We start from the raw sequence: 12,802 nt of genomic DNA, 5'->3' as shown, positions 1-12,802 counted from the left end.
TCTGTTGGATAACCTTGTTATGTCAAATCACGATCGATATATTCCTTTTTTAGATTTAAAGGAAATTAATAAAACATATGAAGCACAACTTGCTGCTGTCTTAGCCAATGTTGCGCAGTCAGGCACCTACATCAATGGTCCTAGAGTAGCTCATTTTGAATCTGCCTTTGCTTCTTATTGTGGCGTTACGCATTGCGTTGGAGTTGGGAATGGCCATGATGCCCTATTACTTATATTAAAAGGATATATTGCACTAGGAAGGTTACGTAAAGGGGATAAGGTCATCGTTGCAGCCAATACGTTTATTGCCACAATTTTGGCGGTTCTGAATGCAGACTTGATTCCGGTTTTCGTGGAACCTGAAGAAAAAACATTTAATTTAAACGCTGCTGCTATTGCTTCGAAACTAACAACAGAAGTACGTGCTATTTTGGTAACGCATCTATATGGTCAATTAGCCCCAATGGAAGAAATTAGGGAACTGGCCGAAACGCACGATGTTTTGGTAATAGCTGATGCCGCTCAGGCACACGGAGCAATGAAACATGCTAAAAAAGCAGGCAACCTTTCTAATGCCGCGGCTTTTAGTTTTTATCCTACCAAAAATCTAGGTTGCTTGGGTGATGGAGGTGCAGTAACCACTAATGATACTAAATTAGCGTCTATAGTTCGTCAACTGGGAAACTATGGTTCAGTTACCAAATACAATACCGAACTTTTGGGGGTCAATTCTAGATTAGATGAAATCCAGGCTGCAATTTTGATTGAAAAATTGAAATATCTGGATGAAGAAAATGAGCGCCGAAGAACAATTGCAAAACGATATCTTTATGAGATTACCAATCCAAAACTACAATTGCCCTATTGGGATGGTTCTGCTAATCACGTCTTTCACCTTTTTGTAGTAAGAACTGCAAATCGAGCAGCGTTGTTGAAACACCTGGATAGTAATGGAATAGGACACGGGCTTCATTATCCCAAACCTCCTCATCAGCAAAAAGGGCTAGAAGCTTATAAGGATCTTGAACTACCACTGACGGAACGTATGCATAATGAAGTGGTAAGTATTCCTTTGCACCCTTGCTTAGAGGATACTGAGGTTGATCGAATTATTACTATTTTGAATTCATTTTAGGTGAAAATTCCACTAAAACAAATACGACGTAATATGTTGCTTAAAGTTGGGGCCTTTAACTCAGTTGCTGTATTAATAAGGGCTGTGGCGGGAATTTTAAATGCTAAAATTATTGCTATTTTTTTGGGCGCTGAGGGTATGGCGTTGATGGGTAATCTGAAAAATTTTATGAACTCATTGCAATCCTTAAGTGCATTGGGATTGTATAATGGTCTGGTTAAATATGTCGCTGAACACGAAAAACGAAGTGAAGCGTTATCCAAAATCATGGTAACCAGTTTGATTATCGTACTATTAATAGCATTTCTGCTTGCTCCAATCCTATATTTTGGTGCCAATTATTGGAATAAGTTAGTGTTTGGCGGCTTAACTGAATATGATTTAATTTTTGAAGTACTGGCAGTAGCGACACCATTATATGCGCTGAACATAGTGGCTACAGCCATTATTAATGGCTACAGGAAATATAAAATTTATTTGAGTATAAATATCATCGTTAGTATCCTGAGCCTTGGTGTTATGCTGTTTTTAGTTGTACATTACAAATTAAAAGGTGCCTTTTTTGCGGTGCTTCTAACTCCTATACTTTCATTTTTGTTTACCGGATTTATACTTATTTTCAAATTGAAAATAGTGAGATTCTTTCATTGGGGGAGTTTTTCTTTTCAGTTTTTAAAGAAGCTAGGTGGCTATTCCTATATGGCATTATTATCGGCAATTTTTGTGCCGCTATTAATGATAGCTATTCGAAATTATATCATTACGGTAGATGGGGTAAAGCAAGCCGGGTATTATGAAGCTATGCTGCGTATCAGTGGAAACTATATGGCATTTTTAACGTCACTTATCACATTATATCTACTACCCAAACTAGCAGTGGTTACCAAAGCGATGGATTTTAGAAGACATATTTTTGGTTTTTATAAAATTATCATTCCTATTTTTATCGGTGCATTTATTTTGATATATCTGTTACGACATCATCTGGTAAGACTACTTTTTTCAAAAGATTTTTTGGCAATGTTACCGTTGTTTAAGTGGTTTATAGTAGGGGATTTGTTAAGGATATTTGCTATGGTATTAGCCACACAATTTGTAGCAAAGCGCATGCTTTGGTATTATACAGTAACGGAATTAGGCTCTATTCTAAGTTTATACATATTAAGTGTTTATTTTATCGCAGATCAAGGTTTTGTTGGAGCTTCAATAGCTCATTTTTGTAATTATGCAATGTATTTAATTCTTATAATTTTTCTTTTACGTAAAGAGCTCTTCACCTCAAAAGCATATTACAATGAAGGAGCATAAAAAAGTTTCGGTAGCCATTATTGTTGCATCCCTGGGTATTGGTGGAGCAGAACGTTCTAGTGCCATTTTATCAGAAATGCTCGTGGATCATGGTTATTCGGTAACTATTATTAGCGAGTTCGATACGGTAGCTTATAGTTATAAAGGAGAATTGCTTTTTCTTAAAGGGAAAACAAAATGGTATTGGAATAAAATAACACGCTTATTTCGCTTACGAAAACTAATAAAGGCAGGAGATTATAACTATATCATAGAAACCCGAAGTCGTAAGAGTTCGCTAAAACAAGTGTTTATGAATACGCTGGTTTTTAATGGTGCTCGTACCATTTTTATGATTCATAATTATAATTTTAGGCTATACTTTCCTAAATACAAATGGCTTACGCGATTTTTGTATCAAAACGCGTATCAACTTGTCGGTGTTTCTAAGGCTATTGTAGAAAAATTCAGCACTACCTATGGTTTGGATAATTGTCAATGTATATATAATGCACACGATCTTGCTCAGTATGAAAGGCTCAGTAATGCAGTAGATAATATTCCTGATGTTCCGTATATTATTTCATATGGTAGAATTGTAGATGAATCCAAGGATTATTCTTTCTTATTACAAAGTTATGCCAAGTCAGATTTGAAAGCTTTAGGGGTATCACTTTTGATAGTAGGGGATGGGCCAGATAAAGAACGACTTAAACAAAATGTCAAGGAGCTAGAGCTTGAGAATTGGATTCTATTTAAGCCCTTTGCGGCGAACCCGTTTGCTTTGGTAAAACATGCTCTTTTTACCACACTGACCAGTAACTATGAAGGTTTTCCAATGGTGCTAGTAGAATCAATGGCTGTTGGAACACCCATAGTTTCTGTAGATTGCAATTCTGGTCCAGCAGAGCTTATTCAAACCGGTAGAAATGGCATTTTAGTAAAAAATAAAACACACCAGGAGTTTGCATCTGCGATGAATAAAATGATTTTAGATAAAGATTTTTATTATACTTGCAAAGAGGGGACAAAACAAAGCATAAAGATATTTTCGAAAGAGCGTATCATAGAATATTGGAAAAATATATTGGTTAGGTATTAAGATGCTAAATTCAAGAGTAGAAGATTGTAAAATTATTGAAATTCCAAAGGTGATCAACCCTGAAGGGAATATTGGAATCTTAGAAAATGGTTTTTTGCCATTCGAGACGAAAAGGGTTTATTATTTATATGATGTACCCAGTGATGCTGTAAGAGGCGGTCATGCGCATAAGGAGTTATACCAGTTTTTAATCCCGGTTAGCGGAAGCTTTGATGTAATGCTGCATGACGGAATTCAGCAAAAAAGGGTGTTTTTAAACAAACCAGACAAAGGATTGTTAATTGTTCCTGGGATATGGAGAGAATTAGAGAATTTTGCTTCAGGTTCGGTGTGTTTGGTATTAGCATCAAATAATTATAAGGAATCTGATTATATACGCGATTTTGATCAGTTTTTAAAACTTCAGTAATTAAGAGTTGCTTTTCAGTTGTAAATAATGATAAAGCTTATAAAGATCAAAAATTAATAAGTTAGGATTTTTGGAGCATAAGCGGTCAGCCATCACAGTATTATACTTCGAAATAAAATATAACAACGGTTTGGCAAGAAATAAGGTGCTAATAAGATTGCTTTTTTGTTGTATTGGGCGATAATTTTTAGGGATGAATCCCTTTGTTTCCAATTCATAGGTAGTTCGTAGGCCACGCTTTGTTTTTACCAGGTAATCCCTGTTTTTTTCGAGTCCTAAATGCTCTGTAGGATTTTCAATATGCAGTATAGCAACTTTGTGTTCTTTCAATAAGTAGGTAAAAAGAATATCCATACCGTATCGGTCTAAATCCATTATAGTAAAAATGGTTATGGCAGTTTCTTTATGAATAAAAAAATGTTGCGAAATAATCGAGGCATAAGGTTGTTTGATGCGTTCTACTAACGATTTCGCTTCTCTTCGTTTTCCGTAATTCCATCGTAAACTGTATTCACTCTCGGGTGGGTCCTTAGCATAAACAATACCTCCAAAGATCAGGTCGTATTTATGGGAATTGACGGATAAAAATTTGGAAATGAAATTAGGGTAAACAGGTAGTACATCTGCGTCTAAAAATAAAAGACATTCGAATTGAGCTTGCTTGGCAAGCTTAAGACGAGTAGCAACTCTACCAAGATTACTATTATTTTCTAGATAGATATGATGCTTTGCTCTGGATTTATTTTGGGCTTTTAGCCTTTCATCTGTGGAACAATCGTCAAGAATTATAATTTCAGTAGTAACGTCTAATCCAACAAGCTCTTGTTCTAGCTTCTCCAGCAATTGTGATATGTCATAATTATAAACCGGGATAAGGATTGATACCATAGTAAATAATTTTACCCCTTTCGCTGCACCACCTCAAATACTTTATTGCCGTCGCACTTAAGGGTTTTAGAAGGATATTTTAATAGTAAAGCGTAATCGTGGGTGGCCATCAAGATGGTATTTCCGTTTTTATTGATGTCTTGTAACACTTCCATAACTTCTACGGAGGTTTGTGGATCTAGATTTCCTGTAGGTTCATCAGCCAGAATCAGTTCTGGGTCATTAAGTAATGCTCTGGCTATGGCAATTCGCTGTTGCTCGCCACCGGATAATTGATACGGATATTTAAAGTCTTTGGTTTTCATACCAACTTTATCCAGTACATCATCAATTTTACTTTGCATTGCTTTTTCATCCTTCCAGCCAGTTGCTTTTAAAACAAACAACAAATTACCCTTAACGGTACGATCATTAAGTAATTTAAAATCTTGGAAAACGATACCTAACTTTCGTCTTAATTCCGGTATTTGTTTTTCCTTAAGTGTTCTCAAATCAAAATCTACAATGCTTCCTGTTCCCTCTACCAAAGGGATATCTCCATACAGGGTCTTCATAAAACTACTTTTCCCTGTACCTGTTTTTCCAATAAGGTAAACAAAGTCACCCTTATTTACTTCTACATTTACATTTGAAAGTATGAGGTTTTCTCTTTGATATATAGCAGCGTCCTTTAATTGAAGCACAGGAGTTGACATAAGTTGTAATTTTTTAGTAAAAGTAAAAAGTTTTCAGCGTTAAACTAAGATAAGCACTATTTTTTGGAATTGTTTTTGTTATAAAAAAGAGTAAAACTAAAAATATTTCCAAGAATGGATACAATTAAGAGCTTAGATATAATTATCGCCCAAATGATTCGTTATGCTAAGTAAGATTAGCCTATCTTTAACACAAAATTCATTCGCGGGAAACGATATTTACTTTTTACTTATAATTTGTATATAAAATGAACAGATTCATCTTTTTGATTCTATTTGTAATAGGTATACTTAGTATACCCTCAACCCTTTTTGCTCAACAATCTGCAATCTATACTAACGACTTAGTAACCTATAATAAAGCCTTAGAGTTGTATAATAACAAACAGTTCTTGGCAGCGCAACGACTTTTTGATTTTGTAAGAGATGAGGTTTCAGATGAAAATATCAAAGCAGACTGTAGTTACTATATCGCTAATTGTGCAGTGTGGTTAAATCAAAAGAATGCAGATCAATTGATGGAAGATTTTGTAACCCAATATCCTACGAGTATCAAAAAAAATGCAGCTTACCTGGATGTAGCAAATTATTATTTTGATAATGGAAATTATGCATTTGCCAGAAAATGGTACGATAGAGTAGACCAGTCGCGTTTAAGTAGGGCGGAGCAAGAAAAGTACAATTTCAACAACGGGTATGCATACTTCAAAATCCAGCGTTTTAATGAAGCACGCAAATATTTAAATAGAGTTCAAAATTCAGCGCAGTACGGTTCACAGTCTAAATATTATTTAGGTTTTATTGCTTATGAAGGTGATGACTATCAAGAAGCTACAAAACTATTTGATGAAGTTCGGGATCTAAAGGAATACGATAAAAACTTATCTTATTTTCAAAGTGATATGAGTTTTAAGTCGGGTAATTTCCAGGAGGCGATTGATGAAGGCCTCAAGCAATTGCCCACAGCAAAACCTACTGAAAAATCAGAATTGAATAAGATCATAGGCGAAAGCTACTTTAACTTACAAGAATATGATAAGGCTATACCTTATCTACAGGCGTATCAAGGAAGAAAAGGGAAATGGAATAATACTGATTACTATCAATTAGGATATGCCTATTATAAACAAAGCGATTATCAGAGCGCCATTGCTGAGTTTAATAAAATTATATCGGGTAATAACGCGGTAGCCCAGAATGCCTATTATCATTTGGCTGAATCGTATTTAGAAACGGGTAAAAAACAGGAAGCACTTAATGCGTTTAAAAATGCGTCAGAGATGGATTTTGATCCAAAAATTAAGAAAGATGCTTTTTATAATTATGCTAAATTGAGTTATGATATCGGAAACTCGTACGAAAGTACACCCACGGTATTACTGGCATTTTTAGATCAATACCCAGATTCGGTTTATGTAGAAGAAATTAATGAATTATTAATAAGTTCTTACATCACTTCCAAGAATTATAAGGAAGCCATGACCTTGTTAGAGACAAGTCGCAATTTTGAGAATAAAATAATTTTTCAAAAAGTAGCTTTTTATAGGGGGATCGAGTTATTCAATAAAGGGGAATATACAGCCGCCAAGAAGCATTTTGACCTGTCGCTATCACAACCAAGAGACCAAGGTTATGTAGCAAAAGCAACCTACTGGAAAGCAGAAAGTGATTACCTACTGCAAAACTTCAAGGAAGCACTAATCGGTTATAAAGAGTTCGAAGGGCTTTTAGAAGCAGAAACAACCGAAGTATTTGATAATTTGTATTACAATATCGGCTACACCTATTTTAAAATCAAACAATACGAACAAGCGGCGGAGGCCTTTTCTAAATTTGCAAAACAGTCGTCTATTCCAAAAGAAAAACTAGCAGATACCTATCTGCGTATTGGAGATAGTTATTTTGTGTCAAGTAAATATTGGCCGGCAATGGAAGCCTATAATAGTGCGATTAAATTGGACGGGAAGGATGCTGATTACGCCCACTATCAAAAAGCGATAAGTTATGGTTTTGTAGATAGAAACGAACAAAAAATCAAGGATTTAGAATTATTCCTAAAGCTTTATGAGCGATCAGTCTACAAAGATGAAGCACTCTATCAATTAGGAAACACCTATGTCGCTGTTAACAAAATTGCGGATGCTATTGCAGCATATAATAAGATTATTACTACCATGCCCAATAGTATTTATGTACCTAAAGCTTTGTTGAAACAAGGGCTGATTTATTATAATGGAAATGATGGGGCTCGCGCTTTATCCAAATTCAAAAAAGTGGTAGCTGATTATCCAGGCACGCCAGAGTCCATACAAGCAGTAAGTACAGCTAGATTGATTTATGTAGATTTAGGAAAAACAAACGAATACGCTAGCTGGGTAAAAGGGTTATCCTTTATAGATATTAGTAATGAAGACTTGGATAATACTGCCTATGAAGCTGCCGAAAAGCAATATTTAGACGGAAGTGATAATGCTGTGCAGGCATTAGAAGCCTATCTAGAGCAGTTTCCTAATGGTATTCATCAACTTAAAAGTCATTTTTATCTGGCGCAATTGTTGGTTATGAATGGACAAAAAATGCAGAGTATACCCCATTATAAAGCCGTAATAGCCTATGAAAACACGGAGTATACTGAAGAGTCATTGGCTAAATTAGCTCAGATTTATCTTCAGGATAAAAAGTACGAAGAAGCCATACCAATTTTGGAACGTTTAGAGCAAATGGCTGATCAACCAGAAAATATAGTTTTTGCTCAATCTAATTTGATGAAGTCTTACTATAGCTTGGTTAATTATACTAAAACTCTAGCGTATGCCCAAAAAGTATTGGCTAACCCAAAAGTACAGGAGGATGTTAAAGCAGATGCCAAATTGTTTTTAGCAAGAGCAGCAATGCAAACTGCAGATGAAGCTACAGCTGAAAAAGCGTATGCTGAAGTAAGAAAAATAGCTAGTGGAGAAATAGCAGCTGAGGCACTGTATTACGAGGCCTATTTTAAACATGTAAAAAAAGAGTACAAAAGCTCTAATGCTTCCATCCAAGAATTGGCCAAGAATTATTCGGGCTATAAGCTATATGGAGCAAAAGGATTGGTGCTTATGGCGAAAAACTTTTATCAACTTGGTGATGCGTATCAAGCTACGTATATCTTAGAAAGTGTCATTAAAAACTTTACTGCCTATCCAGATGTTATGGCTGAAGCCAAAAAAGAATTGCAACAGATTAAAAGCGAAGAGGCAAAAACAAATTCATCAATCCAAACAGAGCAATAAAAGTGTTATATAATAGTAATTGTTTTATGCAAAAAAAATGTAAACAAGCGGTGTGGCTTGTCTGTATATTTTTAACTAGTCATAGTGTACTAGCACAAGATAAGGATCAGGAGGACAAAAATATTGGAACCGAAAAGGTGATGATCGTTAAAGCGTATACACCAACCATACAAGATGCCTCTAAGATTAAAACGAATCCCAAAATTGAAGACTCTATAACACAACAGAAAAAAGCGGTACAATACAGTATTTTTTCGGTTCCGGTAGCGTCTACTTTTACTCCGGCAAAAGGTAGAGCAGCGAGCATTGATCGCCCTAAAAAAGCAACCATTTATGATAATTATGCTACCTTAGGTTTTGGTAATTACACCTCAGTTTTAGGTGAGTTTTATAGTAATTTTGAACTTAATCGAACAGATAATGCAGGAGTATTTTTGCATCATAATTCCTCTCAAGGGGGGATTGATGATGTAGCGTTGGAAAATAAATTTTATCAAACGTACTTAGATTTAAATTATACCTCTAGAGCGCGGAAGTATACGTATGGAATTGGGGTGAATGTTTCTCATCAGCTTTTTAATTGGTATGGTTTACCAGAAGAGCCAGAGCTTACAGCTGAACAAATAGCTGCAATTGATCCCGAACAAAGTTATTTCGGAGCGGGATTAACGGCTAAGGTTAAATTTGATGATGCGATTTTTAAAGAAGGCGAAATCAGCTACAACTATTTTGGAGATGCGTATAATTCAATACAACATCATGCGGTTGTTTCTCCTACCTTACATCTTGAGATTGGAGAGGAATTGATAACGACCAACATCATTGTAGATTATCTATCTGGTAGTTTTGAAAGAGATTTAAATCAGTCTTTACAGATTCCAAATGAATATGGTTTTTTAAATCTAGGTGTAAACCCCAATGTGTCTATTTTACGGGATAATCTTAGGTTAAACCTTGGAGCTTCTATTTACTTTAGTTTGGATACCGAAAATAGTGAGTCTGATGTGTTCATTTATCCAAATGTAACGGCATCCTATCAATTACTGGATGATATGGTAATCGCCTATGCAGGTATTGAAGGAGAACTGAAACAAAATACTTATGAACAAGCAGTTGAAGAAAATCCTTTTGTGTCGCCTACCTTGTTTATAGCGCCTACAAATAAACAATATGATGCATACTTGGGGCTGAAGGGAAAGATCAGCGACCTCGTAAATTATAAAGTAAAAGCAAGCTATACTGCTGAAGAGGGAAAACCTCTCTTTGTCAATAACCGCCCTGAAGTGATTCAGCTTCAGGATTTTGATTATGGAAATTCGTATTCGTATCGCTACGATACTGTAGAGCGTTTAGGGGTTTATGGAGAATTAAATTTTGAAATTAATAAAACCTTTACCCTTGGCATCAATGGTACCTATGCCAGTTACACCACGGATAACGAAGCGGAAGCCTGGAATTTACCCGAGGTAACAGCTACTCTTATGCTGAATTATCAAATTGATGATAATTGGTCGGTTGGCGCTCAGACATTTTATGTAGGAGAACGTATGGATATTGATTCTACAGAAGCACCTACGCCTTCAAATCCTGATCCTTCCATAACCTTAGATAGTTATATGGATGCCAATATATCGGTTAGGTATCGATTTAGCGATCAACTATCGGTATTTGTAAAAGGAAACAATTTGCTCGGTAACAACTATGAACGTTGGGTGAATTTTCCGGTACAAGGGATACAGGTGCTTGGTGGACTAACGTATAAGTTTAATTACTAACTACGCTATATCTCGATTTTTTGAACTGATTTAAGTTACTGTTTTACAGTTGTTTATTTGGTATAGTTATTGCTCAGTAATATCGTAAAAAAAGAAATGAAGCAATTGTTCTTATGGGTTGTTTTTTTGATGGTTTGCAGTGGCATAGCTCAAGAAAATTTTAAGATTTATTATCAGGAAACGGCTGACGGTTTTTTAGTAGTAGCTGATAATAAGGAATACGCACCGGTCTCTGCCGAATTAAATCTCAAAATCGCCAATCTAACGAGTTCTCAGGGAGATAAAAAAATATTTGTGATTCCTGCCCAATCTAAGGCTTATCCTATCACAGAATTAACCGTAATAGACCGAAAGAAACCTATAAAATTTGGCTTTGCCACAACGTATAATTTTGGAGATCATGAGCTTAAAACCTATGATCAGGATTATGCGTATAATTTACCTTTTGGTACAGGAGAAACCTTTTGGTTGACACAGGGGTATAATGGCTCCATTTCGCACGCCAATGAGTATGCTTTGGATTTTAAAATGCCAATAGGAACAAAAATTTATGCAGCCCGAGAGGGTATTGTTGTTGATGTAGAAGAAAGCTTTTCAAAGCGTTGTACCGATCAATCCTGTGCAAAATATAATAACTACATTACAATTTATCATCCTGATGGTACTTTTGCAGAATACACCCATATCAAAAAAGGTGGGGCTAAAGTTGAGGTAGGGGATGCAATCAGTAAAGGACAATTTATTGGATATAGCGGTGATGTCGGTTGGGCAACAGGCCCTCATTTGCATTTCATAGTATATACCCAACAAATAAAAAGTATGAAGACTATTCCTACCAAATTTCGTATAGGAGAAGGTAAGGAAGCGGTTCAACTACAGGAAAAAGAACAATACACAAGGGCGTATTGATGCGTTATTCTACATTAGGTAATTGGTAACTTTTATAAGCGCCCACTAGTCCTAGTAGCGATAAAACTAAAATGATACCTTCTGTACTGATTGTAGAAGCTAAGGCACCAATGCTTCCGGTTACTAATAAAATAAATCCGATAAGGGTATTGCTTACCGCAACATAATCGGTTCGTTTATTGCCCCCTGCCATATCTACGATATAGGTTTTTCTACCTAAACGTACACCACTGTGTGCTATACCTAAAATAAAAAATGCAATTGGGTAGGTCCATACCAGAGTTTTGAGAGTGGGTATCCAGGTTACAATGATAAAAACTAAAATACCTAATATAGCCGTAACCAATGCTGCTTTACTCATCACATCCTTACTGGAGCGATCCGCCATTTTCCCCCATATGGGAGCACTAATTATCGAAGCAATCCCGTTAGAAATTATAAATAACCCTAGTATATAGGATTCTGTACCGGTGTGTTGCTGTGCTAAGACTACGTAATATGGAGCAGTAAGTGCCGAGCAGAGCAATAAGGATCGCGAAATCACAAAATTTCGGAATTGCGTGTCGGTTTTGATTAATTTTAATTTTGAAATTGCTTCAGTAAAACCATTAGCTCCTCCATCCGTTTCACCTTTTCTTTCAAATATAAAACTATAGATGAGTGCAGCTATGATCCATAAGGAAGCTGCAAAAAATAGGATATAGCTATAAAAGCTTATCGTGGACTCTTCTTCGGATTTAAATAGTAAATACAAACCAGCCACTAATACCAATACACCCGAGACCGAAACGGTATAGCCTTTTAATGTTCCGCGTCGTGTTTTAGGGATGGTTTTGCCCAACACATCTTTAGAGGCCACAGAGCATAATCCTCTGGATAGACTGAAAACAACGAGTAGTCCAACAATCAACCATCCTGCTAACGTACCCGAATAATTTAAAGCGGTAAAGCCCATTCCTACCAATGCAATGGCTTGCAAAATTGATCCAATTACCCAAATCCATTTTCGAACGGGTAATTTTCTGATGTAATTGGCAATAAGGATTTGTGGTAACATTGAACCCGACTCCCTAATCGGTACTATGAAACTAATTAAAAATACTGGGGCGTTGATATAATTCATAATCCAAGCCAATACAGTTTTAGGATTACTTAGCGTATCCCCTAATTTAGTTAGGGTATTGCTGAAGAGTATTACAAAATAGTTTTTAGGGGTATACTGACAGGCACTATCAGGAATATCTTTACAAATTCGCGCATCCTCTTCATTATTCACTAAGTCGTATAATTTTTCTAAACTTAATTTGGTTTTCGTACTCATGGAGAAAGA

At 35.8% G+C, this 12,802-nt stretch carries 10 protein-coding genes; 7 read left to right on the top strand and 3 right to left on the bottom strand.

Annotated features, from left to right (window positions below):
• The first annotated feature begins 19 nt into the window (after positions 1–19).
• The 4 genes from EV197_RS14510 to EV197_RS14495 are packed head-to-tail and all read left to right on the top strand — an operon-like array spanning position 20 to position 3,933.
• Positions 20–1,135, top strand: a complete 1,116-nt coding sequence (locus EV197_RS14510) for a DegT/DnrJ/EryC1/StrS family aminotransferase (protein ID WP_130287524.1) — start codon at positions 20–22, stop codon at positions 1,133–1,135.
• A gap of 33 nt (positions 1,136–1,168) precedes the next feature.
• Complete coding sequence (locus tag EV197_RS14505; protein ID WP_130287523.1) at positions 1,169–2,443, top strand: O-antigen translocase; 1,275 nt, start codon at positions 1,169–1,171, stop codon at positions 2,441–2,443.
• Positions 2,430–3,524, top strand: a complete 1,095-nt coding sequence (locus EV197_RS14500; protein ID WP_130287522.1) for a glycosyltransferase — start codon at positions 2,430–2,432, stop codon at positions 3,522–3,524. The genes EV197_RS14505 and EV197_RS14500 overlap by 14 nt, the downstream gene beginning before the upstream one ends.
• Before the next feature lies 1 nt (position 3,525).
• The gene (locus EV197_RS14495; RefSeq protein ID WP_130287521.1) at positions 3,526–3,933 is read left to right on the top strand and encodes a sugar 3,4-ketoisomerase; all 408 of its coding nucleotides are present in this window, start codon (positions 3,526–3,528) and stop codon (positions 3,931–3,933) included.
• On the opposite strand, the gene EV197_RS14490 is transcribed toward EV197_RS14495, so the two are convergent.
• A complete protein-coding gene (locus tag EV197_RS14490) occupies positions 3,934–4,821 on the bottom strand; it encodes a glycosyltransferase family 2 protein (protein ID WP_130287520.1) in 888 nt (295 codons plus the stop codon). It abuts the gene before it with no gap.
• Between the two features lie 11 nt (positions 4,822–4,832).
• On the bottom strand, positions 4,833–5,516 hold the full coding sequence (locus EV197_RS14485) for a cell division ATP-binding protein FtsE (protein ID WP_130287519.1): 684 nt from the start codon (positions 5,514–5,516) through the stop codon (positions 4,833–4,835).
• Positions 5,517–5,764: 248 nt separating this feature from the next.
• On the opposite strand from EV197_RS14485, the gene EV197_RS14480 reads away from it, so the two are divergent.
• The 3 genes from EV197_RS14480 (at position 5,765) to EV197_RS14470 (ending at position 11,472) form a co-directional block, all read left to right on the top strand.
• Positions 5,765–8,788: a tetratricopeptide repeat protein gene (locus EV197_RS14480; protein ID WP_130287518.1), complete on the top strand. Its 3,024-nt coding sequence runs from the start codon at positions 5,765–5,767 to the stop codon at positions 8,786–8,788.
• Between the two features lie 26 nt (positions 8,789–8,814).
• Positions 8,815–10,563: a TonB-dependent receptor domain-containing protein gene (locus EV197_RS14475; RefSeq protein ID WP_130287517.1), complete on the top strand. Its 1,749-nt coding sequence runs from the start codon at positions 8,815–8,817 to the stop codon at positions 10,561–10,563.
• Between the two features lie 96 nt (positions 10,564–10,659).
• Positions 10,660–11,472: a M23 family metallopeptidase gene (locus EV197_RS14470; protein WP_130287516.1), complete on the top strand. Its 813-nt coding sequence runs from the start codon at positions 10,660–10,662 to the stop codon at positions 11,470–11,472.
• Positions 11,473–11,476: 4 nt separating this feature from the next.
• On the opposite strand, the gene EV197_RS14465 is transcribed toward EV197_RS14470, so the two are convergent.
• Positions 11,477–12,793: an MFS transporter gene (locus EV197_RS14465; RefSeq protein ID WP_130287515.1), complete on the bottom strand. Its 1,317-nt coding sequence runs from the start codon at positions 12,791–12,793 to the stop codon at positions 11,477–11,479.
• Positions 12,794–12,802: the final 9 nt, after the last annotated feature.

Source organism: Aquimarina brevivitae (assembly GCF_004216895.1).
Lineage (GTDB): Bacteria > Bacteroidota > Bacteroidia > Flavobacteriales > Flavobacteriaceae > Aquimarina > Aquimarina brevivitae.
This window is presented reverse-complemented; position numbering and strand designations above follow the sequence as displayed.